Genomic DNA, 24,920 nt, shown 5'->3' with positions numbered 1-24,920 from the left:
CCACCAGCCGATCGGCTCGGTCACCGGCCCGAATCAGCCATGGGACGTGCCCATCCACATCGTCAGCCACAATCGCAGGCTGTTGGCGCCTTTCGAGGCCGCAGGCTTTGTCCCTGGCCTGGTGCCGCCAGCGACGCCTTTCGGCCCCATGCACGCCATCACGCCGCTGCTCATCGAGGCGTTTGCAAGCCCACCCTGACACAGCCACAGCGCAAGCCAGCCGCATGCATAAACGCGCCAGGCGCTGGCCGCTCAGCCCGCGACCGGCCTGACCCTGCCCGCTGCCCGCTTGGCGCGCGCACGCGCCTCCTCGACGTCCGCGCCGTTGGCGACTGCGACGCCCATGCGGCGCTTGACGAAGGACTCGGGCTTGCCGAACAGGCGCAGGTCGCTGCGCGGCACGGCGAGCGCCTCGGCGACGCCCTCGTAGCGCAGCGCCCCGGCATCGACGCCGCCGTAGATCACCGCCGACGCACCCGGCTCGCGCAGCGCGGTATCCACCGGCAAACCGAGGATGGCACGTGCGTGGAGCTCGAACTCGGAGAAGCGCTGCGAGCACAGCGTGACCAGGCCGGTATCGTGCGGCCGTGGGCTCACTTCGGAGAACCACACCTGATCGCCGCGCACGAACAGCTCGACGCCGAACAGCCCGCGTCCGCCCAGGTTGCCCGTGACCACAGCGGCGATCTCTTGTGAGCGCGCCAGCGCCGCCGGGCTCATCGCCTGCGGCTGCCACGACTCGACGTAGTCGCCCGCCACCTGCACATGGCCGATCGGCTCGCAGAAGTAGGTGCGGACCTCGCCGCCGGCATCACGGGCACGCACCGTGAGCAGGGTGATCTCGTACTCGAAGTCGATGAAGCCTTCGACGATGACGCGCCCCTGATTGACCCTACCGCCGGCCGCGGCATGGTCCCAGGCCTTCTTCACGTCGTCCGGCCCGCGCAGCAGCGACTGCCCCTTGCCCGAGGACGACATCACCGGCTTGACGATGCAGGGATAGCCGATGCCGCCGTCGATTGCAGCCTGCAACTCGTCGAGCGAATCAGCGAAGCGGTAAGGCGAGGTGGGCAGGCCGAGGGTCTCGGCAGCCAGGCGGCGGATGCCCTCGCGGTTCATGGTGAGCTGGGTGGCGCGCGCCGTGGGAATGACCTCGGCGAGGCCGGCGGCCTCGATCTCGGCGAGCATGTCGGTCGCGATGGCCTCGATCTCCGGTACGACCAGGTGCGGGCGCTCCTGCTCGATCAGCGCACGCAGGGCCGCGCCGTCGGTCATCGGGATCACATGGGCACGATGGGCGACCTGATGGCCGGGTGCGTTGGCGTAGCGATCGACGGCGATGACTTCGACGCCCAGGCGCTGCAGGGCGATGATCACCTCCTTGCCGAGCTCGCCGGCGCCGAGCAGCATCACGCGCAACGCGGAGGGTGAAAGCGGGGTACCGAGGTCCATGCGGGCTCTCCTTGTCGGTATGGGGAACGCCGCATGTTAATACGCCACGCGTTCAGGCACGTGGAATCTGCGCCGGCTGCGAGGCTCTGCAACAGAGGCGCCGCGCTCGAAAGCTCGCGGCTTGCGCCGCTCCTACACGGGACGCATCGTGCATTTGGCTTTGCTGTGGGAGCGGCGCGAGCCGCGAGGGGTTAAAGGCGACGCGCAGCGCATACCCAGCGCAAAAAAAAGACCCTGCGCGCTGCGATTGCCCTACTCGCGACGCTCGGCCGAATCGAGCGGCCCCCAGTGGGCATCGACGGGCACAGCCTCCTCGGCAGCCTGAGGGCGCTCGAAGCGGTACAGCAGGGCCTTGCACTTGGCGCAGGACACGAAGCGCTGGCTGTCCTTGCCGTGGCTAAGGCCTTCCTCCTTGAGATCGACAGCCCCGCAGGCGTGACACGAGGGCTCCGCCTGGCCGTGCGCCTGCAGGTAAACGTCAAGCTCGGGGAGCGCGCGCTTGGCTTTCTCGTGCTTGTGAAAAACGCGCATGATCATCCACATGGAGAAGAACACAGCCATGATGAAGAGGACCGGCAGAGGGAAGTCAGACATCGTGAGGGCAATCCGGGCGGGTTCTTGACCCCGCCGACCTTAGCGGAAGGCTGCTCCGCATTCCCTGTTCGAGGTCAAGTTTGGCGGCCCCCGCCAGCCTCCCCAGTCTCGCCATCTTCAAGCTGCACCGACTCGATCTTCTGGAAGTGCGCACTGATCTTGCGGCTGGAGGTCTGCACGTCCTGCACGTCGCGGCTGGCCTGCTCGATGTGGCGGGCGAGCGCCGCCATGCGCTCGTCGAAGCGGTGAAAATCCTTCGCCAGCTTGCCGAGCGCGTCCTGGATGACGTGGATCTGCTTGCGCGTCTCGACGTCCTTGAGCACGGCACGCGCGGTGTTGAGGACCGCCATCAGCGTGGTCGGCGACACGATCCACACCCGGCGCTGCTGGGCGTGGGCGACGAGCTCGGGGTGGTAGGCATGGATCTCGGCGAACACCGCCTCGGCGGGCAGGAACATCACCGCACCGTCCGAGGTCACCCCGGGCAGGATGTATTTGTCGGCAATGGCGTCGATATGGCGACGCACATCGGCGCGGAAGGCGGTCTGCGCGGCGCGCCGCTCCAGCCCGCCCGCATCTGCATCGAACATGCGCTGGTAGTTCTCCAGCGGGAACTTGGCATCCACTGCTACATCCCCGGTCGGCGCCGGCAGGCTGAGCAGGCAATCGACACGGCTGCCATTGGGCAGCGCTGCCTGGAAGGCAAAGGCATCGGGCGGCAGGATGTTCTGCACCAGGGCCTCGAGCTGGACCTCGCCGAAGGCGCCGCGGGCGCGCTTGTCGCCGAGCAGCGCCTGCAGGCTGACCACGTTGGTGGTCAGGCCGTCGATCTTCTTCTGCGCTTCGTCGATGGTGGCCAGGCGCGCCATCACGCTGGCGAAGGTCTCATTGGTCTTGCGAAAGCCCTCGTCCAGGCGCTGGCTGACCTGGCCCGACAAGGTGTCGAGGCGGCCGTCGACGCTCTGCGTCAACGCCTGCATGCCGCGCGACAACTGCATGGAGGCGGCTGTAAGCCCGCGCTGCAGCAGTTCGCGGTCGGCACGGGCGTGCTCGCCGATGCGATCGGTCTGGCGCGCCAGACCCTCATGCAGATCACGCAGGATCTCGCGGTGCTGCGCGCCTAGGCGCTGCTCGAGCTGTTCGGCAAGCACCTCGGACAGCTCGCCCTGCAAGCGGCGCTCGCTGCCGAAGCTGCGCGCCAGCAACCACGCCAGCGCAATCAGCGCCAGCAGCAACAAACCACCCAGCAGCATCTCCGCCTGGGTCAGCGTCAACGTCCCGATCTGCAAGCCCGCGCTCCTCAGGCCAGCGCACGCAAGCTGGCCAGCGGCGGGCGCGACAGCAGCTTGCGCGTACCCAGCCAGCCGCCGGCCACCACGCCAGCCGTGCCCAGCAGCACGGCCACCACGACCGGCGCCAGCGCAGGGACATAGGCCATGCGGAAAACCTGCTCGGCGAGCAGCCAGCCGATCGCGCTCGCCCCCACGCCCGCGAGTATGCCCGCCACGCTGCCGAGCACGAGGAACTCGGCGAGCAAGGCCTGGCGAACCTGGCGGTTGCGCGCGCCCAGCGTGCGCAGCATGGCGAGCTCGTACTCGCGCTCGTCGTGGGTCGACTGCAGGGCCGCATACAGCACCACCAGTCCCGCCAGCACCGCAAAGCCGAACACGAACTGCACGATCAGGATCAGCTTGTCAGTCATCGACTGCACCTGGGCGACCACCGCGGCGATGTCGATCACGGTGAGGTTGGGGAAGGCGCTGATCAGCCGGGTGGTGAAATCGTGGCGCTCGGCGGGCAGATGGAAGCTGGTGATCAGGCTGGCGGGATACGTCTCGAGCAGCCCCTCTGAGGCGATGAAGAAGAAATTGACCCGCATCGAATCCCACTCCAGCGTGCGCACGCTGGTGATCGGAGCCTCGACGCGCTCACCGGCAATCTCGAAGGTCACGCGGTCGCCGAGCTTGAGCCCGAAGGTCTGCGCCAGGCCGACTTCGACCGAGAACTGCGGCTCGCGCGCAGCGCCATGCCAGCGCCCGGCGCTGACCACGTTGGCGTCCGGCAGCGCGGCAGCATAGGACAGGTTGAACTCGCGCTCTGCCAGCCGCCGGGTGCGCTGGTCCTCAAACGCCTCGGGCGCGATCGGCGTGCCGTTGATGGCGACCATGCGGCCACGGATCATCGGCTGAATCGCCGGCTCGGGCAGCCCCTCGGCACCGAACAACGCGGCCACGCCCTGACGCTGGTCGGGCTGGATGTTGATGACGAAGCGGTTGGGCGCATCCGCCGGCGCCATGGCGCGCCAGTTGTCGAGCAGGTCGCCGCGCACCAGGGTCAGCAACAGCAGCGCGGTCATGCCCAGGCCGAGCGCCGCCGCCTGCACGACGCTGCCGCCCATGCGCCGGCCGAGCGCAGCCACACCGTAACGCCAGCCGCCGCCACGCAGGCTGCCCTGCCCCTTCAGCCGCCCGGCCAGGTGCAGCACCCACCACGCCGCAAGCGCGAACACGCCGAGCGCGAGCGCAAAGCCGAGTGCGACCATCAGGCCAAGCCGCATATCGGCGGCGATCCAGAAGATCAACCCGAGCAAGGCCGCCAGCCCGAAGGCCCAGGCCGCGCCCGAGAGTGGCTCGGCGATGTCGAACTCGCGGCGCAGTACCCTCAGTGTGCTGACCTTGTGCAGGCGCAGCAGCTGGGGCAGCACGAAACCTGCCAGCAGCGCCATGCCGACCGCCAGTCCATGCGCGATCGGCAGCAAGGAGGGCGCCGGCAGCTCGGTGGCGAGGATCTCGCGCAGGCCGCCCGCCAGCCCCCATTGCACGCTCCAGCCCAAGGCGGTACCGGCCAGCGCTGCAGCCAGGCCGAAGATCAGGAACTCGCCGACGACGATGCCAAGCACCTGTGCCTGGCGCGCGCCGAGCACGCGCATCACCGCGCAGCCATCGAGGTGGCGTGCCATGAAGCGGCGCGCGGACAAGCCGACTGCTACCGCGGCGAGGATCACTGCCAGCAAGGCCGCGAGGCGCAGGAAGCGCTGCGCCTGGTCGAGTGCCGCGCGCACTTCGGGGCGGGCGTTCTCCACCGTCTCCACCGCCTGCCCGCGCCCCAGGTTGTCGCGCGCCCAGCGTTCATAGGCGTCGACCGTGGTCTGCTCGCCAGCAACGTGCAGGCGCCAGGTGGCACGGCTGCCCTCGGCGATCAGGCCGGTGCGCTCGAGTTCGTCCAGGTTGAAGATCGCCCGCGGCAGCAGGCTGAAGAAGTTGGCGCCACGGTCGGACTCGAAGCTCACCATGGCGCCGACGCGGAACGCCAGCTCGCCCATGCCGACCACGTCGCCGACCTTGACCCCAAGCTCGGCGAACAGGCGCTCGTCCAACCACAGCTCGCCCGGCGCCGGCACCCTGCCCGCGACGGCATCGTCCTGGTTGGGACCCGCTGCGATACGGATGGCGCCACGCAGCGGGTAGCCATCCTCCACCACCTTGACGCCGGCCAGCGCCGCGGTTTCCTCTGTGCTCGCCATGCTGGTGAACAGCACGGTGGTGGCGACCTGCAAGCCACGGTCGCGCGCCTCGTCGGCAAACGCCGCCGGCCACGGCCGGTCGGCACGCAGCAGGAGATCGCCGCCGAGCAACTGGTTGGCCTCGCGGTCGAGCGCACGACCGACGCGGTCAGCCAGGAAGCCAACGCTGGTCAGGCTTGCCACCGCGATCACGATCGCCAGCCCGAGCAGGTGCAGTTCGCCTGCGCGCAGGTCGCGCAGCATCATGCGAGCAGCGAGCAGCAGGGAACGCATCATGTCGCCGGCCTCACTTCGCGTTGCCGAGCAGACGCCGCGCCAGCTCGCACCAATAGGCAACGCCCGCCGGCATCACCTCGTCGTTGAAGTCGTAATGCGGGTTGTGCAGCATGCAGCCACCCTCACCCGGGCCGTTACCGATCCACACATAGGCGCCTGGCTTCTCCTGCAGGAAGTAGGCGAAATCCTCCGCACCCATGCTCGGTCGGCGGTCGGTGAACACGCGCTCTGGCCCCGCCACCGCACACGCAGCCTCGGCGCACAGCGCGGCCTCGGCGGCGGTGTTGATCGTCGGCGGGTAACCGCGGCGGAACTGGAACTCCACCTCCACGCCATGGCTCGCCGCAATACCCTCGGCAACCTGGCGCAACCCCTGCTCCAGGCGGTCGCGCACCGCGGCGGAGAAGGTGCGTACCGTACCGCACAGCTCGGCGCGGTCGGGAATCACGTTGTAGGCCTCGCCGGCGTGGAACTGCGTGACCGACACCACGCCGGCATCGATCGGGTCGAGCACCCGGCTGACCAGGGTCTGCGCGGCCTGCACGAAGGCCGCACCCGCCACTACGGGATCGACCCCCAGATGCGGCATGGCCGCATGTGCGCCGACACCGGTGAAGCGAATGTCGAAGCGGTCTGCGCTCGCCATCACCGGACCGCTGTGGATGGCGAAGCTGCCCGCCTCCATGCCCGGCCAGTTGTGCATGCCGAACACGGCCTCCATCGGGAAGCGCTCGAACAGGCCGTCGGCGATCATCGCCGGTGCCCCGCCCTCGCCCTCCTCGGCAGGCTGAAAAATCAGGTAGACGGTTCCGTCAAAGTCACGCCGCGCAGCCAGCGCCTCGGCCGCGCCGAGCAGCATCGTGGTGTGGCCGTCATGGCCGCAGGCGTGCATGCAGCCCTGTACGGTTGACTTGTGTGCGAACTCGTTACGCTCGGTGATCGGCAGGGCGTCCATGTCGGCACGCAGGCCGATCGCGCGCAGACCACGCCCGCCACGCACCACGCCGACCACACCCGTACCCCCGATGCCACGATGAACCTCTATGCCGAGCGCCTCGAGCTGGCGCGCGACGAGCTCGGCCGTGCGGTGCTCCTCGAAGGCGAGCTCGGGATGGGCATGGATATCGCGCCGTATGGCGGTCAGCTTGTCCTGAAGGGGGCGTACACTTTCGATGAGGCTCATGGCTGCACCGTATCGTTGTGGGTCGTTGCGGGTGTCCGAGTGTATTACAGGCGGACGGGACGGCGGCTTGCGCGGCGCGCACTTTGCCTTGCTTTCGCGGTCTGAAGCCGGCGCGAAGGCGAAGTTCCCGCACCTGCAGCAACCGCGGCTGCAGACTGGCGACCCGGCAACATTTCTGCTGACTATCGCGCTTCAGGACCGATAATCGCGCATGAACGAGATGACCACCCCTTCCGCCGGGCTCCCCGCCGCGGCCTCCGACCTGCCCTTCGACAGCCTCCCACTCGCCCCAGCGATGCTGGACACCCTCCGCCAGCTCGACTACCGCACGATGACCCCGATCCAGGCCGCCAGCCTGCCGCTTGCGCTTGCCGGGCACGACCTCATCGCCCAGGCCAAGACCGGCAGCGGCAAGACCGCAGCCTTCGCCCTGCCGCTGCTGGCCCGGCTGGACGTGCGCAAGCTCGCCGTGCAGGCCATGGTACTGTGCCCGACGCGCGAGCTGGCCGACCAGGTCACGCAGGAGATCCGCCGCCTGGCGCGCTTCGAAGCCAACATAAAGGTGTTGCCGCTGTGCGGCGGCACGCCGATGCGGCCCCAGCGCGACAGCCTGGAGCACGGCGCCCATGTTGTTGTCGGCACGCCCGGACGAATCATGGACCACCTTCAACGCGGCAGCCTCGTGCTTGACGAGCTCAGCACCCTGGTGCTGGACGAGGCCGACCGCATGCTGGACATGGGCTTCCACGACGACATCGCCTTCATCGCCAGCCGCTGCCCCTCGGCACGGCAGACTCTGTTGTTCTCCGCCACCTACCCCGAAGGCATCGCCACCCTGGCCGCACGCTTCCTGCGCACTCCACAGGAGGTGAAACTGCTCGAGCAGCATGCGGGCAACAAGATCCGCCAACGCTTCTACGAGATCGAGCATCCGGCGCGCCTGCAGGCGGTCGCCCGCCTGCTGCGCCACTACCGCCCCGCCAGCGCGCTGGCTTTCTGCAACACGCGTCAGCAATGCCGCGAGTTGGTCGATCTGCTGCGCGCCCAAGGCTTCGCCGCCCTGGCCCTGAACGGCGAACTCGAGCAGCGCGAGCGCGATCAGGTGCTGATCCAGTTCGCCAACCGGAGTTGCTCGGTGCTGGTCGCCACCGACGTCGCCGCACGCGGGCTGGACATTGCCCAGCTCGAAGCGGTGATCAACGTCGATGTCACCCCCGACCCCGAGATCCACATCCACCGTATCGGCCGCACCGGCCGCGGCGACGAGGACGGCTGGGCGCTGAGCCTGTGCAGCAGCGCGGACAAGCGCCGCATCACAGGCATTGCACAGGCCATGGGCTTCGAACCCGAGTGGCACGCGCTTGACGAGCTGCCCGAGGACGGAAGCCTGCCCGTGCCGGCGCCGATGGTGACGCTACTGATCCTGGGCGGACGTAAGGATAAGATCCGCCCCGCCGACGTGCTCGGCGCGCTCACCGGCGAGGCTGGCTTCAGCCGCGAGCAGGTGGGCAAGATCACCGTCACCGACCAGACGACCTATGTCGCCGTCGAGCGCACGATCGCAGGCGAGGCGGTCCGTCGCCTGTCGGCCGGCAAGCTCAAGGGAAAGAAGGTGAAGGTGCGCGCACTCGAGATCTGAACCCTTCAGCCGGACGCCAGTCATCTTGAAGCTCTACTACGCGGATCATTTCGTCCTGCCCTTGCCCGACGGGCACCGCTTTCCGATGGAGAAATACGCACTGCTGCGCCAACGCCTGCGCGACAGCGGTTTTTTTGCCGAAAACGACTTCCGCGTGCCCGCCGCGGCGAGCGACACCGAGATCCTGCGCGCCCACGACGCCGGCTACCTGGCGAGGGTTGCGGCCGGCACGCTGGACGCAGCCGAGGTGCGGCGCATCGGCTTTCCGTGGGCTGCCGCGATGGTCGAGCGCTCGCGCCGCTCGGCCGGGGCCACGCTCGCTGCTTGCCGCAGTGCGCTCGATGGCGAGGGCGGCAGCGCCTGCGCCGCCAACCTGGCCGGCGGCACCCACCACGCACACCGCGACTTTGGCTCGGGCTTCTGCGTGTTCAACGACGCCGCCATCGCCGCACTGGCGATGCGCGCCGAAGGCCGCGTCCGCCGCGTCGCCATCGTCGACTGCGACGTTCATCAGGGCGACGGCACAGCCACCATCCTCGCCGACTCACCCGAGATCTTCACTTGCAGCCTGCATGGCGCGAAGAACTTCCCTTTCCGCAAGCAGGCGAGCGACCTCGATATCGAACTGGCCGACGACACCGGCGACGAGGACTACCTCGCCGCGCTCGACGATGCGCTCGACACCGTGTTCAACCACGCGCGCCCCGAACTGGTGATCTACCTCGCCGGCGCCGACCCCTACGCAGGCGACCGCCTGGGCCGCCTGGCGCTCAGCATCGAAGGGCTGAAGACCCGTGACGAACGCGTACTCGGCACCTGCCGGGCAGCCGGCGTGCCGGTTGCGGTGGCGATGGCAGGCGGCTATGCGCAGCCGATCGAGGACACGGTGACGGTACATTTCAACACCGTGCACACCGCGGCGCGCATCTTCGGCGGGCGCCGCTGAGCCGGTCCGGCCCCTTGCGTCAGCCATAGCCATGGCTTCAACCCGGCCGACCGGTCTGCACACTCAACAGGAAACTGCCCGTGACACTACCTGCGCTCAGGCTGCTCGGCGTCGACTTCACCTCCGCGCCCCGCCGGGCCAAGCCGATCACTGTCGCCCACGGCCACCTGGCCGGTGCGCGTGTGACGCTCGACCATTTCGAATGGTGCGAGGACTGGCCCTCCTTCGAAGCCGTGCTGGCGCGCCCTGGTCCCTGGCTGGGCGCCTTCGACTTTCCCTTCGGCCTGCCACGCGAAGCCGTGATCGACCTCGGCTGGCCGCAGGGCTGGCCGGCACTGGTACGCCACTGTGCAGACCTCGGCAAGCCAGGCTTTCGCGCCGCACTGGACGCTTACCGCGAGTCACGCCCCGTCGGCCAGCGCTACGCCCACCGTGCCACCGACCTGCCTGCGCGTTCCCACAGCCCACTCAAGCTGGTCAACCCACCGGTGGGGCTGATGTTCCTGGAAGGCGCAGCCCGCCTGCTCGCCGCAGGCGTACATCTGCCCGGCCTGCATGACGGCGACCCACAGCGCGTGGCCATCGAGGCCTACCCCGGACTGCTCGCCCGGCGCACCACCACTGCGTCGTACAAGAGCGACGAGCGCCGCAGGCAGACCGCGGAGCGGCGCGCGGCACGGGAGGGCATCGTCGATGCGCTGAGTTCTCGACCAGCAGGCGTTGCCGGCAAAGACGATGCCGGCGGCCTGCATGCGACAAGGACACAGCGCGAAGCCTTGATCAACGACGCCAGCGGCGATCTGCTCGATGCCGCACTCGCCCTGATGCAGGCAGCCGCCGCAGCGCGCGCGGGCCCGCCGCTGTTCGGCCTACCCGCCGGGATGGACCCGCTGGAAGGATGGATCGCCGGCTGCTAGCCGCTTGCGTTTACCCAGTCAGACCTTGAACCGGCTCACCGCCTCGTGCAGCTTGCCCGCCAGACCGTCCAGCTGTCTCGCGGTCTCGGCTGCAGAGCCCGCCGCCAGGGTGTTTTCCTGCGTCATCTGGGCAATCTGTTCCATACGCTGAGCGACCTCAAGGACCGCTACGTCCTGCTCGCGGACGGCGAGCGCGATGCTGCGCACCGATTCGGTCACCTGCGCCGTGTTGGCGCTCGCGGCGTCGAGCCGGCCAGTGGAGGCGACCACACCATCGCGCGTCGTCCCCGCCCGCTTGTTCGCCTGCTGCATGCGCGCCACCGCGCGATCGACCTCGGACTGAACGCGGCCGATCAGGTTGGAGATCTCGTCGGTAGCCTTGGTGGTGTTCTCGGCAAGCTTGCGCACCTCATCGGCAACAACCGCAAAACCGCGCCCCTGTTCGCCTGCGCGCGCAGCCTCGATCGCTGCGTTCAAGGCGAGCAGATTGGTCTGGTCGGCGATTTCCTTGATCGTATTGACGATACCGTCGATCTTTCGCGAGCTCTCGGCCAGATGAGCGATATCGCTGCTTGCCTCCTCGATCATGCCCGCCAACGTGTCAACGTTCTGGGTGGCCTCGCGAACAGCGGCCAGCGTCGTGTCGATATCCGAGCGTGCCGTCGTCGCGGTTTCGTCCGCGTTGCGCGCGTTGCTGGCGGTTTCCGAGATGCTGACCGAGGTCTGTTCAACCGCAGCTGCAATGGCAGAAACGGCCTCCGACTGCGCTCCCGAGCGCTTCTCCACCTGGGCTCCGACGGTAGCCATGGACTGTGCAGCCGCGGCAATTGCATCGGCGGTTTGCCGCATGTCGCCGACGAGGATGGCGATCTTCATCATCATCTTGTCGAAGGCGGCCGCAGTGCGACCGACTTCATCCTTCCCGGCCGCACCGACTCGCAGGGTGAGATCGCCACCGTACTCAACGTTGACGATCGTGTTCTGCAGCTTGGCCAGGGGCACAGTGATCGAGCGGACGATCCACAAGGCCATGCCTATTCCGGCCACAAGACCAATGACGATGATGGCGATGTTGGCATTCCGCGTCGCCTTGTAGCTTGCCGCCGATTGCTGGTACTCCCGGCCGGCCACATCGAGTTGAATATCGATGAGTTGCGAGAATTTCTCGCTGATCGGATCGATGGTTGGATAGAGCGGGCCGGCCGAGAAGGCGGCAATTGCCGCCCTATCTTCCTTGATGAGAATGTCCTTGAGACGGCCCAGCACGGCAGCCGAGTCCTTCAGCATCGGTTCGATCTCCGCGACCAGCCGCCGCTCCTCGTCCACCAGGTAAGTCGCGGTGTACTCCCGCCACTTCTGTTCGATCGTGTTGTTGGCCTCATCAAGGTTCCTTCGCGCCTGCGGCCAAGTGATGATGCCGTCGCGCACCTTGTGGGCAGTATCGACAATATTGACCGCGTACACGTCGGCGATCACCTTCAGATCGCGCAAGGGCACGACTCGATCCTGATACACCGTCTCAAGGCCGGTGTTGCTTTGCGACATACCGCGGATACCGAGCGCACCAACGACAAGCAGCGCCGCGACAAGCGCCGCGACCAGCAGGAGAAGGCGCGCGCTAACGCTGCGATCGAATGTTCCGATCATCCATTGCCTCACGATCGGGCGTCAGCCCGAAGAGTTGATATGGCGAAGACTCTCATTCAAGGGCCTCCGCACTCGGAACCTCGAAGGGCACAGAAAGCACCCTTCCTTGATCCGGGTCAAAAGCTTAATTTTATTACTTTCCGCTTATGTGAAGGCGGAGCGAGTCGCTGCCATGCCTAATCCGTGGCCCCGGCAGCCCGGCCGCAGCCGCGACCACCCGATGTCGATCCGCAAGCGCTGCACGCGTGCCAGCAACGACCGGGCACCGGTGCATGACATTCGCTCAGTCTTCTGAAAGCGCCTGCAGCGCCTCGTCGTACCATGCGATCCAGTTCTGTTCGTACTGGATGCCGGCCTTGAGGATGAGATGGTGGACGCGGCGCTGGCGCGTGGGCTCGGCTTCGGACGGAAAATCACGCGCTTCGATGGCACGGTAGGCGTGCAGTTTGTCGGCGTGAAGCGAACGACGGCGCTCGAGCTCGGGGCGCAAGCCAAACGGTCCGGCCACGGCATCGGCGCGCAGGCGCACCATGAACTCGTCGCGCAACTCAGGCAGGGGCCCAGCCTCGCCAGCCCATCGGGCCAGCTCCTCGCGACCAGCGGGCAGCACGGTGTAACTGCGCTTGCGGGTGCGGCCGGCGTCGGGGTCGGCGTCGGATCGGATCCAGCCTGCCTTTTCCATCCGACCCAGCTCACGGTAGATCTGCTGGTGCGTCGCCTGCCAGAAATGGCCGATGGACTTGTCGAAGCGCCGTGCCAGTTCATAGCCGGACGAGGGCTGTTCGAGCAGCGAAGTGAGCAGTGCGTGGCAGAGCGACATGGCGCGAGTCTAAACGCCGCATCGCAAACCATGCAACGCGTTGCATGGTTAAGCAGGATCTTCTACATTAATGCAACTGGTTGCATAGGCGTACCGTGACACCTCCGCGGCCCGCACGCTTCTCCCTCCCCTCTGGCGGGCGGGCCATTCACGACGCGCCCATGCAACCAGCCCCACCCATAAAGAATGCGAGCGAGACGATGGCCACCTACACGAACCTGTTCCGCCCCCTGGACCTCGGCTTTACCACACTGCCCAACCGCTTCCTGATGGGCTCGATGCACGTCGGCCTGGAAGAGACCGAGGGTGGCTTCGAGCGCATGGCTGCCTTCTATGGCGAGCGCGTGCGCGGCGGCGTAGCCCTGATCGTGACCGGCGGCATCGCCCCCAACGCCGAGGGCCGGCCATGGAGCGGCGGCGCCACACTGACCACGTCGGAAGAAGCCACCCGCCACCGCGTGGTGACCGATGCAGTCCATCGCGAGGGCGGCAAGATCGCCATGCAGATCCTGCACTTCGGCCGTTACGCCTACCACCCGGAGCTGGTCGCACCCAGCCCGATCCAGGCGCCGATCTCACCGTTCGTACCGCGCGAGCTGTCCGCCGCCGATGTCGAGCGCACGATCGAGGATTTCGTGCGCTGCGCCGAGCTCGCCCGCGAGGCCGGCTACGACGGGGTGGAGATCATGGGCTCCGAGGGTTATCTGATCAACGAGTTCATCGTCGCTCACACCAACAAGCGGAGCGACGAATGGGGCGGCCCCTACGAGAACCGCATTCGCTTCGCCACCGAGATCGTTCGTCGAACGCGCGCGCGCCTCGGGCGCGACTTCATCATCATCTACCGGCTTTCGATGCTGGACCTGATCGAGGACGGCTCGAACTTCGAGGAGGTCGTTCAGCTCGCACAGGCAATCGAGGCAGCCGGTGCCACGCTCATCAACAGCGGCATCGGCTGGCACGAGGCGCGCATCCCCACCATCGCAACCTGTGTGCCACGCGCTGGCTTCGCCTGGGTGACGCAGAAGCTGAAGGACCACGTCCGCATTCCGTTGATCGCCACTAACCGCATCAACACACCCGAGATTGCCGAAGGCATTCTTGCCGAGGGTAAGGCGGACATGGTGTCGATGGCCCGCCCCTTCCTCGCCGACCCCGATTTTGTGAACAAGGCGGCCGCCGGGCGCGGCGCCGACATCAACACCTGCATCGCCTGCAACCAGGCCTGCCTGGACCACACGTTCAACGGCAAGGTGACCTCCTGCCTGGTCAATCCGCGTGCCTGCCACGAGACCGAACTGGTGATCGAGCCCACCAGCTCGTCGCGCAGCATCGCGGTAGTCGGTGCCGGCCCGGCGGGCCTGGCCTTCGCCACCACCGCAGCCGAACGTGGCCACAAGGTCACCCTGTTCGAGGCCGGGGCTCGCATCGGCGGGCAGTTCAATATCGCGATGCAGATCCCCGGCAAGGAGGAGTTCTCGGAGACGCTACGCTACTTCGGCCGTCGCATCGAGCAGACCGGCGTCGTGCTCAAGCTCAACACCCGTGTCTCCGCCGCCGAGTTGGCCGGGAAGTTCGACGAAGTGGTGCTCGCCACCGGCATCGTTCCCCGCCAGCCCGACATCGAGGGCGTGGACCATCCCAAGGTACTCGGCTACCTCGACGTACTCAGGGACAAGAAGCCCGTCGGCCGCCGCGTGGCCATCCTCGGGGCAGGCGGCATCGGTTTCGACGTCGCCGAGTACCTCAGCCACGCAGGCGTGAGCCCGAGCCTGGAGGCATCGAAGTTCTTTGCCGAATGGGGCATCGATGCACGTTACGCGCGCCGCGGCGGGCTCATGACGCCCCAACTCGAAGCCGCCCCGCGTGAGATTGTGCTGCTGCAGCGCAAGACCAGCAAGGTCGGCGAGGGCCTGGGCAAGACCACCGGCTGGATCCACCGCACCGCGCTGAAGAACCGCGGCGTGAAGATGATCCCAGGCGTCACCTACCACCGCATCGACGACGCTGGCCTGCATGTGACGATCGGCGGCAAGGACGAGATCTTTCCGGTCGACAACGTGATCCTGTGCACCGGACAGGAACCCCAACGCGAACTTCAGGCAACCCTGCTCGAGGCCGGCATGCGGGTGCACCTGATCGGTGGCGCCGATGTCGCCGCCGAACTCGACGCCAAGCGCGCAATCAAGCAGGGGATGGAACTGGCCGCGACGATCGAGAACAGCTCGGCACTCACCCCTGCAGCGTCAACGCCTGGCCAACTTGGTGCTGCGGCCACCCGCAGCATCCCCCTGCCCCAGCTCGATACCCTGCGCATCGCCATCGAAGGCAAGGTGGCCGTGCTAACCCTGAACCGCCCCGACAAGGCGAACGCGATGAACCTGCAGATGTGGCACGACATCCGCACCGCGATGCAATGGGTCGACCGCACGACCGCGGTGCGTGTGGCAATGGTGCATGGTGCAGGCGACAACTTCTGCGCGGGGATCGACCTGCAAATGATGATGAGCATCCTGCCCAGCGTGAAGGATGCTTGCGAGGCCCGTACGCGCGAGAACCTGCGCAATCTCATCATCGACCTCCAGGACACACTGAGCAGTCTTGAGCGCTGCCGCAAACCGATACTCGCCGCCATCCACGGCGCCTGCGTCGGTGGCGGGGTGGACCTGGTCGCCTGCGCCGACATGCGTTACTGCTCGGCAGACGCGAAATTCTCGGTCAAGGAGATCGACCTCGGCATGGTCGCCGACGTCGGCAGCCTGCAGCGCCTGCCACGCCTGATAGGCGACGGCATGGTGCGCGAACTTGCCTACACCGGACGCAAGGTGGACGGCGCGGAGGCTGCGCGCATCGGCTTGGTCAATCGGGTCTTCGACAACCCTTCTGCCCTGCTGGAGGGGGTGCTGCAGATCGCCCACGCAATCGCCAGCAAGTCACCACTGGCGATCCGCGGCACCAAGGACATGCTCAACTACGCCCGCGACCATAGCGTCGCCGACGGTCTCGACCGTGTTGCAACCTGGAACGCCGCAATGCTGATGTCCGAAGACCTGCAGGCTGCGATCCGCGCCGGGATGACGCGTCAGGCACCGACGTTCAGGGACTGAGCGCGCCGAAGCCGAAGCCGAAGCCGAAAATGGCAGGGCCCGGGGGATACCCGGGCCCTGCAAGTTCTGGTGGGTGCTGACGGGGTCGAACCGCCGACATTCGCCTTGTAAGGGCGACGCTCTACCAACTGAGCTAAGCACCCGCGCTGTCGCCATCGAGCAGATGACGAAGCTGCAAAGCCTGCTAGTTTACAGCATCTTTGAGCCCTTTACCAGCGCGGAATTTAGGTACCTTGGCTGCCTTGATCTTGATGTTCTTGCCAGTGCGTGGGTTGCGTCCGGTTCTTGCTGCGCGGTCACCGACGTAAAACGAACCGAAACCGACCAAGGTCACGGTATCGCCTTGCTCGAGTGCCTCGGACACCGAGGCGAGCGTGGCATCGAGTGCGCGCGCCGCATCCGCCTTGGTCATCGACGCCTTATCCGCAATGCTTGTGATGAGTTCTTGTTTATTCACTTGGACCCTCCGAATGGATGCTGCGATCAGGTACTGCGATGGACTCGAACCGACAGCCCGTCGGGCAGCATGACGCACTGATGCACGGCAGGGCTTGCAAACCTGCGATCGTTATAGCGCGCGCAATTCCACGCTGTCAACGACGAAGCCGCAAGGCCCTCGCGGACATTGCGGCTTCGAAGACGCGGGCCTGAGCGGCCCGCGACCACCCCTCCAAGGGGCCTCAGTGCGCGCGCAGATTCGCTGCGGCCGATCCACCCGCTGCATGCTCGCCGGTCACGCCGGTCTGCGCCACCGGCTCATCGCCTTCCGGCAGCGGCTCGGGCTTGCGCTCGAGCGCAAGTTCGAGCACACGGTCGATCCACTTGACCGGAACGATCTCGATCGCGTTCTTGATGATGTCCGGAATCTCGGCGAGATCCTTCACGTTCTCCTCCGGAATCAGCGCGGTGCGGATACCCCCGCGGACGGCAGCCAGAAGTTTCTCTTTCAGGCCTCCGATCGCAAGGACCTCGCCACGCAGCGTGATCTCACCCGTCATGGCAACGTCGCAACGCACCGGAATCCCAGTCAGCACGGACACGAGCGCTGTCGAGATCGCAATACCTGCAGACGGACCGTCCTTCGGGATCGCCCCTTCCGGCAGGTGGATGTGAATGTCGCTCTTCTGGTAGAAATCGGGATCGATCCCGAGCGACCGAGCGCGCTTGCGCACCACAGACAACGCCGCCTGGATCGACTCCTGCATGACCTCACCCAGTTTGCCGGTGGTGACCACCTTGCCCTTGCCCGGCAGCTGGACGGCCTCGACAGTCAGCAGTTCGCCGCCAACCTCGGTCCAGGCCAGGCCGGTGACCTGGCCGATCTGGTTCTCTTTCTCCGCCATACCGAAGCTGTACTTGCGCACGCCGAGGAACTTGTCGAGGTTCTTGGCATTGACCACGACCTTCGTGCTGCGGCTACGCAGCACCAACTGCTTGACCACCTTGCGGCACACCTTGGAAATCTCGCGCTCGAGACTACGCACACCCGCTTCGCGCGTGTAGTAACGCACGATATCGCGTACTGCTTCCTCGGTGACCGACAGCTCGTCACGCTTGAGCCCATTGTTCTTCATCTGCTTGGGCAGCAAATAACGCTGGGCGATGTTCACCTTCTCATCCTCGGTGTAACCCGAAAGACGAATGACCTCCATACGGTCGAGCAGCGCCGCAGGAATGTTCAAGGTGTTTGCCGTGGCAACGAACATCACGTCGGACAGGTCGAAATCGACCTCGACATAGTGATCCTGGAAAGTGTGGTTCTGCTCCGGGTCCAGCACTTCGAGCAGCGCGGAACTCGGATCGCCACGGAAATCCATGCCGAGCTTATCGACCTCGTCGAGCAGGAACAGCGGGTTCTTCACCCCGACCTTGCTCATGTTCTGCAGGATCTTGCCCGGCATCGAGCCGATGTAGGTACGGCGATGGCCGCGGATCTCGGCTTCGTCGCGCACGCCACCGAGCGCCATGCGAATGAATTTGCGGTTGGTGGCCTTGGCAATCGACTGCCCAAGCGAGGTCTTGCCCACTCCGGGCGGTCCGACCAGGCACAGGATGGGCGCCTTGACCTTGTCCACGCGCTGTTGCACGGCAAGGTACTCGAGGATGCGTTCCTTTACGCGCTCGAGGCCATAATGGTCCTTGTCGAGCACCGTTTCGGCCTCGGCCAGGTCCTTGCTGACGCGCGACTTCTTCTTCCAGGGCAGACCGACAAGCGTGTCGATGTAGTTCCGTACCACCGTGGCCTCGGCCGACATCGGCGACATCAGACGCAGCTTCTTGAACTCGGCCTCGGCCTTGGCGAGCGCCTCCTTGGGCATGCCCGCGGCCTTGATCTTCTTGTCCATTTCCTCGAAGTCGGCACCTTCCTCGCCTTCCCCGAGTTCCTTCTGGATCGCCTTGACCTGTTCGTTCAGGTAGTACTCGCGCTGGCTCTTCTCCATCTGGCGCTTGACGCGTCCACGGATGCGCTTCTCGACCTGCAGGATGTCGAGTTCGCCCTCCAACTGGGAAAGCAGGCGCTCGAGGCGCTCGGCGGTATCGAACATCTCCAGCACTTCCTGCTTCTGCTCGAGCTTGAGCGGCAGATGTGCGGCAATGGTGTCGGCAAGCCTGCCGGCTTCGTCGATGCCAGCCAGCGAGCTGAGGATCTCCGGCGGAATCTTCTTGTTGAGCTTAACGTACTGGTCGAACTGCGCGATGATCGCGCGCCGCATGGCCTCGAGCTCGTTGTTGCCGGCCTCGACCGGCACGACCGGACGCGCGGTGGCGACGAACACGGTGCGCAGGTCGCTAACCGAATCGATATGGGCACGCTGCACGCCTTCGACAAGCACCTTGATGGTGCCATCAGGCAGCTTGAGCATCTGCAGGATGTTGGCGATGCAGCCGATCGAATACAGGTCCTCGACCGCAGGCTCGTCCTTGGCGGCCGACTTTTGTGCGACGAGGAGGATGCTCTTGCCGTCCTCCATCGCGTTCTCGAGTGCCTTGATGCTCTTCGGACGACCGACGAAGAGCGGAATCACCATGTGCGGGAACACCACCACGTCGCGCAAGGGCAACAGCGGCAATTCAATCGCTTCTTTGGGGAGGTCAGCAGGACCCGGCATTTTTTATTTCCTTCATGAAAGGGTTCCGCTCATCTATGGGCGGGCCCCAGGAATTCAAGTGGCGGGCTGCAACAAAGGCCCCGCGCTCAAGGCGCGGGGCATCAAGCCTCAATTGGCTCCCGACACCTTCTGCTGATCAGCATAGATCAGGAGCGGCTTGCCACCTTCCTCGATGGTCGATTCGTCCACGACAACCTTCTCCACACCGTCCAGCGTCGGCAGGTCGTACATGATGTCGAGCAGGGCCGCCTCGAGGATGGAGCGCAGACCGCGCGCCCCCGTCTTGCGCTTGATGGCCTTGCGCGCCACTGCGTGCAGTGCTGCGGGGCGGATCTCGAGCTCCACGCCTTCCATCGAGAACAGCTTCTGGTACTGCTTGACCAGTGCGTTCTTCGGCTCGACGAGGATCTGGATCAGTGCCTCTTCATCCAGTTCCTGGAGTGTCGCCACCACCGGAAGGCGGCCGATCAGCTCGGGAATGAGACCGAACTTGATGAGATCTTCCGGCTCCACCTGACGGAAGGTGTCGGTAAGGCTCTTGGTGTCCTTGCTCTTCACCTCGGCACCGAAACCGATCCCGACCTTCTCGGTACGGTTGCGGATCACCTTCTCGAGCCCGTCGAAGGCGCCACCGCAGATGAACAATACGTTGGTGGTATCGACCTGGATGAAATCCTGGTTCGGGTGCTTGCGCCCGCCTTGCGGCGGAATCGAAGCCACCGTGCCCTCGACGAGCTTGAGCAGGGCCTGCTGCACGCCTTCGCCCGAAACGTCACGGGTGATCGAAGGGTTGTCGGCCTTGCGCGAGATCTTGTCGATCTCATCGATGTAGATGATGCCCTGCTGCGCCTTGTCCACGTCGTAGTCGCACTTCTGCAGCAGCTTCTGGATGATGTTCTCGACGTCCTCACCGACATAGCCAGCTTCGGTCAGGGTCGTGGCGTCGGCCATCACGAAGGGCACGTCGAGCAGGCGGGCAAGTGTCTGCGCGAGCAGCGTCTTGCCCGAACCCGTCGGCCCGATCAGCAGGATGTTGCTCTTGGCCAGCTCGACGTCGTCCTGCTTGGCCTCGACATGGCGCAGGCGCTTGTAATGGTTGTATACCGCCACCGCGAGGTTGCGCTTCGCCTGCCCCTGCCCGATCACGTACTGATCGAGGATCTGGCAGATCTCGCGCGGAGTCGGCAGCGAGCCCTTGACGCCCTCGGGGTCGGACTTGCCAACGATCTCGTCGCGGATGATGTCGTTGCAGAGCTCGATGCACTCGTCGCAGATGAAGACCGAGGGGCCTGCGATGAGTTTGCGGACCTCGTGCTGGCTCTTGCCGCAGAACGAGCAGTACAACAGCTTCTCGCTGCCTGCCTTCTTGTCCGACATTGGGAAAATCTCCTGAATCAGGTGTCGTCGCGGCTGGTGAGGATCTTGTCGACCAGGCCGTACTCCACCGCGGCCGCGGCGGACATGAAGTTGTCGCGGTCGGTATCCTTCTCGATGCGCTCCATGCTCTGGCCGGTGTGCTTGGCCAGCATGCCGTTCAGGCGCTCGCGCAGGTAGAGGATCTCGCGCGCATGGATCTCGATGTCCGAGGCCTGGCCCTGGAAGCCGCCGAGCGGCTGGTGGATCATCACGCGCGAATTGGGCAGGCAGTAGCGCTTGCCCTTCTCGCCCGCCGCCAGCAGGAACGCACCCATGCTCGCCGCCTGACCGATGCACAATGTGCTGACGTTCGGCTTGATGAACTGCATCGTGTCGTAGATCGCCATGCCGGCGGTGACCGAACCGCCGGGCGAGTTGATATAGAAGTAGATGTCCTTGTCCGGATTCTCGGACTCGAGGAACAGCAACTGCGCAACGATCAGGTTGGCGGTGACGTCATTCACCGGGCCGACGAGGAACACCACCCGCTCCTTCAGAAGGCGCGAATAGATGTCGTAGGCGCGCTCGCCGCGACCACTCTGCTCGACCACCATCGGGACCAGGCCGAGACCGACCGGGTTCCAGTCGCTGCTGTGCTGGGGTGTTCCTTGCATCATTCGTCAGACCCTTTGCGACTTTAAGCCGCGTTGCCCATCAATTCGTCGAACGCCACTTCCTTGTCGGTGGCATCAGCCTTGCTGCTGACCCAGGCGACGACGTTGTCTTCGATGACCACCGCCTCGGCCTGAGCCAGACGCTCGGGTTGAGCGTAATACCAGCGCATGAGTTCCGCGGGATCCTCGTAGCTCTGCGCCATTTCCTCGACCAGCGCGCGCACCTGCTCGGGCTTGGCATGCAGTTCGTTGACCTTGACCAACTCGGCCATGATCAGGCCCAGCTTGACGCGGCGCTCGGCCTGCTCACCGAACCAGGACGGATCCACCGGGATGTCCTTGGTCTTGAGGCCGCGCATCTCGAGGTCGCGACGTGCGTTCTCAGCGAGTTGCTGCGCCTCGGCCTGCACCAGCGCCTTGGGCACTTCGATCGGCGTCACAGCGATCAGCGCTTCCATCACCTGCTCCTTGACGCGAGCCTGGATGCGGCGCTTGACCTCGCGCTCGAGATTGGCCTTGACCTCCTCGCGCAGCTTGGCAACCTCGCCATCGGCAACGCCAAGCGACTTGGCGAAGTCGGCATCGACCACCGGCAGCACGGCCTCTTCGACCGCCTTGACGGTCACTTCGAACTGAACCGCCTGGCCGGCCAGGTGCTGGGCATGGTAGTCGGCAGGGAAGCTCATGTCGAAGGTCTTGCTCTCGCCCGCCTTGAGACCGAGCACAGCGGTCTCGAAATCCTTGAGCATGGCGCCAGCACCGATTACGAACGGGAAGTCCTGGGCCTGACCACCCTCGAACACTTCGCCGTCCTTGCGACCGGTGAAGTCGATAAGAACGCGGTCACCGTCAGCGGCTGCACGATCGACCGCGCTGAAGGTGGTGCGCTGCTTGCGCAGCACATCGATCGTCTTGTCGACCTCGGCATCGCCGACGGCAAGCACCGGACGCTCGATCTTCTGGCCGGTCAGTTCGCCGATGGTGACTTCGGGGTACACCTCGAACACGGCGCTGAACTCGAGCGCGCCCTCGCCCTGCGCCTCCTTGGGCTCGATGCGCGGGTAGCCCGCCACACGCAGCCCTTGTTCGCGCACCTTGTCACCGAACGCCTTCTCGACCGCCGCACCGACGGCCTCACCGCGGGCCTGGCCGCCATGCGTCTGCGCCACGATCTTCATCGGCACCTTGCCCGGCCGGAACCCCGGCATCTTCACCGTGCGCGCCATGCGCTTGAGGCGTGCATCCACCTCCTTCTCGATGTCAGCCAGCGCGACGGTGATGTCGATACGGCGCTCCAGCGCGCTCGGGTTTTCCTGGTTCTGCTCCATTAAATCGATCCTGAGAAGTCAATAAGTGCCAATGAATGCGTCACGGCCGTCGCGCTTGCGCACCCGCAAAGTCTTGCGTTCGCAACGTCGCCAGCATGAACACGATGAACGAAGAGCGGAATTCTAGCACAGCCCCTGCGGCGCACCGGAGGCGTGATCGCGAGTGAGAAAAGCGACACACTTCCTGCGAAAAAAAGCCGCGCACAGACTGGAACTCACCCCCGCCGAACTGTTCTCATCTACTGACCCGGTCGGCATGTCCAATGCCCCGGCGAAGGCCGCGCAGACGGCCCCCTGCTGAACCATCCGAAATGGCGGCCGGACCTTGTATACGCGCCGCCCTGGCTCGCACAGGAGAGACGCCATGACCATCTTCAATGCCTACCAGGCGCGCTATGAGGCTGCACGCGAGGAAGAGATGTCCCTCCAGGACTACCTCGAACTCTGCCGCGCCGACCGCATGGCTTACGCGACCGCCGCCGAGCGCATGCTCACGGCCATCGGCGAACCCGAGCTTGTCGATACGCGGCTCGACCCCCGCCTGTCGCGCATATTTTCCAACAAGATCATCAAGCTCTACCCCGCCTTCCGCGATTTCTACGGCATGGAAGAGGTCATCGAGAACATCGTGTCCTACTTCCGCCACGCCGCCCAGGGCCTGGAGGAGAAGAAGCAGATCCTCTACCTGCTCGGCCCTGTTGGCGGCGGAAAATCCTCAATCGCCGAGAAGCTAAAGAGCCTGATCGAAAAGGTGCCCTTCTATGCCATCAAGGGCTCGCCGGTCAATGAGTCGCCACTCGGGCTGTTCAACGCCGCCGAGGACGCGCACATCCTCGAGGGCGACTTCGGCATCCCGCGCCGCTACCTCAATACCATCATGAGCCCGTGGGCCGTCAAGCGCCTGCACGAGTTCAACGGCGACATCACCCGCTTCCGCGTGGTCAAGCTCACCCCCTCGGTACTGCGCCAGACCGCCGTCGCCAAGACCGAGCCGGGCGACGAGAACAACCAGGACATCTCATCGCTTGTCGGCAAGATCGACATCCGCAAGCTCGAGCAGTACTCGCAGGACGACCCGGATGCCTACAGCTACTCGGGCGGCCTGTGCCTGGCCAACCGCGGACTGCTCGAGTTCGTGGAGATGTTCAAGGCGCCGATCAAGGTACTGCACCCACTGCTTACCGCCACCCAGGAAGGCAACTACAAGGGCACCGAAGGATTCGGCGCGATCCCGTTCGACGGCATCGTAATGGCCCACTCGAACGAATCCGAGTGGGTGGCATTCAAGAACAACAAGAACAACGAAGCCTTCCTCGACCGCATCTACACCGTCAAGGTGCCCTACAGCCTGCGGGTGTCGGACGAGATGCGCATCTACGAGAAGTTGCTGGCGCACAGTTCGTTGTCCGAAGCGCCGTGCGCGCCCGACACTCTGAAGATGATGGCCCAGTTCGCCGTGCTGTCGCGCCTCAAGGAACCCGAGAACTCGAGCATCTTCTCCAAGATGCGCGTCTATGATGGCGAGAACCTCAAGGACACCGACCCCAAGGCAAAGAGCTACCAGGAGTACCGCGACTATGCGGGCGTCGACGAGGGCATGACCGGGCTGTCCACCCGCTTTGCCTTCAAGGCGCTGTCGAAGATCTTCAACTTCGACCACCGCGAGGTCGCCGCCAATCCGGTGCACCTGATGTACGTGCTCGAACAGCAGATCGAGGCCGAGCAGTTTCCTGCCGAGACCGAGGCGCGCTATCTCGGCTACATCAAGGAATACCTTGCGCCGCGCTACGCCGAGTTCATCGGCAAGGAGATCCAGACAGCCTACCTCGAGAGCTACTCCGAATACGGCCAGAACATCTTCGATCGCTATGTGATCTACGCGGACTTCTGGATTCAGGATCAGGAGTTCCGCGACCCCAACACCGGCGAGATCCTCGACCGCGCCGCGCTCAACGAGGAGCTGGAGAAGATCGAGAAGCCGGCCGGCATCAGCAATCCGAAGGACTTCCGCAACGAGGTGGTGAACTTCGTGCTGCGCGCCCGCGCCAAGCACGACGGCCGCAACCCGAGCTGGACTTCCTACGAGAAGCTGCGCGCAGTGATCGAGAAAAAGATGTTTTCCAACACCGAGGACCTGCTGCCCGTGATCAGCTTCAATGCCAAGGCCAGCGCCGACGAGCAGAAGAAGCACCAGGACTTTGTCGACCGCATGATCGACAAGGGTTACACCGAGAAGCAGGTGCGCTTGCTGTGCGAATGGTACCTGCGCGTTCGCAAGTCGTCCTGACGTTGCCGGCCGGGCGGAGCGGGGCTTGACGCCCCGCCCGCCTCTTGCGTGATACGGGGAG

General features: G+C 65.4%; 18 protein-coding genes and 1 tRNA gene. 6 read left to right on the top strand and 13 right to left on the bottom strand.

Annotation, left to right across the window (positions count from 1 at the left end; translation table 11 throughout):
* On the top strand, positions 1-199 hold a 199-nt coding region (locus B447_RS00890; RefSeq protein WP_002935668.1), incomplete at its 5' end, for a hypothetical protein.
* Between the two features lie 53 nt (positions 200-252).
* On the opposite strand, the gene purT is transcribed toward B447_RS00890, so the two are convergent.
* The 5 genes from purT to B447_RS00865 all read right to left on the bottom strand — a co-directional run bounded on the left by purT (position 253) and on the right by B447_RS00865 (position 7,028).
* Positions 253-1,452, bottom strand: coding sequence for a formate-dependent phosphoribosylglycinamide formyltransferase (purT, locus tag B447_RS00885; RefSeq protein ID WP_002935666.1), 1,200 nt, complete (start codon positions 1,450-1,452; stop codon positions 253-255).
* A gap of 252 nt (positions 1,453-1,704) precedes the next feature.
* Entirely contained in the window at positions 1,705-2,046 is a 342-nt protein-coding gene (locus B447_RS00880; protein ID WP_002927048.1) for a hypothetical protein, read from the bottom strand.
* Between the two features lie 74 nt (positions 2,047-2,120).
* Positions 2,121-3,329, bottom strand: a complete 1,209-nt coding sequence (locus B447_RS00875) for a DNA recombination protein RmuC (RefSeq protein ID WP_232431413.1) — start codon at positions 3,327-3,329, stop codon at positions 2,121-2,123.
* Between the two features lie 17 nt (positions 3,330-3,346).
* Positions 3,347-5,845, bottom strand: a complete 2,499-nt coding sequence (locus B447_RS00870; RefSeq protein WP_002935664.1) for an ABC transporter permease — start codon at positions 5,843-5,845, stop codon at positions 3,347-3,349.
* A 10-nt stretch (positions 5,846-5,855) separates the two neighbouring features.
* On the bottom strand, positions 5,856-7,028 hold the full coding sequence (locus B447_RS00865; protein ID WP_002935662.1) for a M20 aminoacylase family protein: 1,173 nt from the start codon (positions 7,026-7,028) through the stop codon (positions 5,856-5,858).
* Positions 7,029-7,248: 220 nt separating this feature from the next.
* Between B447_RS00865 and dbpA the strand changes: the two genes are divergently transcribed.
* The 3 genes from dbpA to B447_RS00850 all read left to right on the top strand — a co-directional run bounded on the left by dbpA (position 7,249) and on the right by B447_RS00850 (position 10,530).
* Positions 7,249-8,667 (top strand): ATP-dependent RNA helicase DbpA, encoded by a 1,419-nt coding sequence (gene dbpA / locus B447_RS00860; RefSeq protein WP_002935659.1) that lies wholly within the window; start codon positions 7,249-7,251, stop codon positions 8,665-8,667.
* A gap of 25 nt (positions 8,668-8,692) precedes the next feature.
* Complete coding sequence (locus B447_RS00855) at positions 8,693-9,613, top strand: histone deacetylase family protein (protein WP_002935657.1); 921 nt, start codon at positions 8,693-8,695, stop codon at positions 9,611-9,613.
* 80 nt (positions 9,614-9,693) lie between these two features.
* A complete protein-coding gene (locus tag B447_RS00850; protein ID WP_002935654.1) occupies positions 9,694-10,530 on the top strand; it encodes a DUF429 domain-containing protein in 837 nt (278 codons plus the stop codon).
* 18 nt (positions 10,531-10,548) lie between these two features.
* On the opposite strand, the gene B447_RS21700 is transcribed toward B447_RS00850, so the two are convergent.
* Positions 10,549-12,177, bottom strand: a complete 1,629-nt coding sequence (locus tag B447_RS21700) for a HAMP domain-containing methyl-accepting chemotaxis protein (protein WP_002935647.1) — start codon at positions 12,175-12,177, stop codon at positions 10,549-10,551.
* Between the two features lie 283 nt (positions 12,178-12,460).
* On the bottom strand, positions 12,461-12,997 hold the full coding sequence (locus B447_RS00840; protein ID WP_002935645.1) for a PadR family transcriptional regulator: 537 nt from the start codon (positions 12,995-12,997) through the stop codon (positions 12,461-12,463).
* A gap of 200 nt (positions 12,998-13,197) precedes the next feature.
* Between B447_RS00840 and B447_RS00835 the strand changes: the two genes are divergently transcribed.
* A complete protein-coding gene (locus B447_RS00835) occupies positions 13,198-16,104 on the top strand; it encodes a crotonase/enoyl-CoA hydratase family protein (RefSeq protein WP_002927065.1) in 2,907 nt (968 codons plus the stop codon).
* Positions 16,105-16,171: 67 nt separating this feature from the next.
* Here the strand turns inward: B447_RS00835 and B447_RS00830 are convergent.
* The 6 genes from B447_RS00830 to tig all read right to left on the bottom strand — a co-directional run bounded on the left by B447_RS00830 (position 16,172) and on the right by tig (position 22,572).
* Positions 16,172-16,247, bottom strand: a tRNA-Val gene (locus B447_RS00830).
* A 41-nt stretch (positions 16,248-16,288) separates the two neighbouring features.
* Positions 16,289-16,591, bottom strand: a complete 303-nt coding sequence (locus tag B447_RS00825) for an HU family DNA-binding protein (protein WP_269745231.1) — start codon at positions 16,589-16,591, stop codon at positions 16,289-16,291.
* Positions 16,592-16,784: 193 nt separating this feature from the next.
* Complete coding sequence (lon, locus tag B447_RS00820) at positions 16,785-19,214, bottom strand: endopeptidase La (RefSeq protein ID WP_002927077.1); 2,430 nt, start codon at positions 19,212-19,214, stop codon at positions 16,785-16,787.
* Between the two features lie 108 nt (positions 19,215-19,322).
* On the bottom strand, positions 19,323-20,591 hold the full coding sequence (clpX, locus tag B447_RS00815) for an ATP-dependent Clp protease ATP-binding subunit ClpX (RefSeq protein ID WP_002927079.1): 1,269 nt from the start codon (positions 20,589-20,591) through the stop codon (positions 19,323-19,325).
* A gap of 17 nt (positions 20,592-20,608) precedes the next feature.
* The gene (gene clpP, locus B447_RS00810; protein ID WP_002927081.1) at positions 20,609-21,247 is read right to left on the bottom strand and encodes an ATP-dependent Clp endopeptidase proteolytic subunit ClpP; all 639 of its coding nucleotides are present in this window, start codon (positions 21,245-21,247) and stop codon (positions 20,609-20,611) included.
* 20 nt (positions 21,248-21,267) lie between these two features.
* Positions 21,268-22,572 (bottom strand): trigger factor, encoded by a 1,305-nt coding sequence (gene tig, locus B447_RS00805; RefSeq protein ID WP_002927083.1) that lies wholly within the window; start codon positions 22,570-22,572, stop codon positions 21,268-21,270.
* 364 nt (positions 22,573-22,936) lie between these two features.
* Here tig and B447_RS00795 point away from each other — a divergent pair, with 364 nt between their 5' ends.
* Positions 22,937-24,859, top strand: a complete 1,923-nt coding sequence (locus B447_RS00795; RefSeq protein ID WP_002935643.1) for a PrkA family serine protein kinase — start codon at positions 22,937-22,939, stop codon at positions 24,857-24,859.
* The last annotated feature ends 61 nt before the right edge of the window (positions 24,860-24,920 follow it).

This window comes from Thauera sp. 27 (assembly GCF_000310125.2).
GTDB classification, from domain to species: Bacteria; Pseudomonadota; Gammaproteobacteria; order Burkholderiales; family Rhodocyclaceae; genus Thauera; species Thauera mechernichensis.
This window is presented reverse-complemented; position numbering and strand designations above follow the sequence as displayed.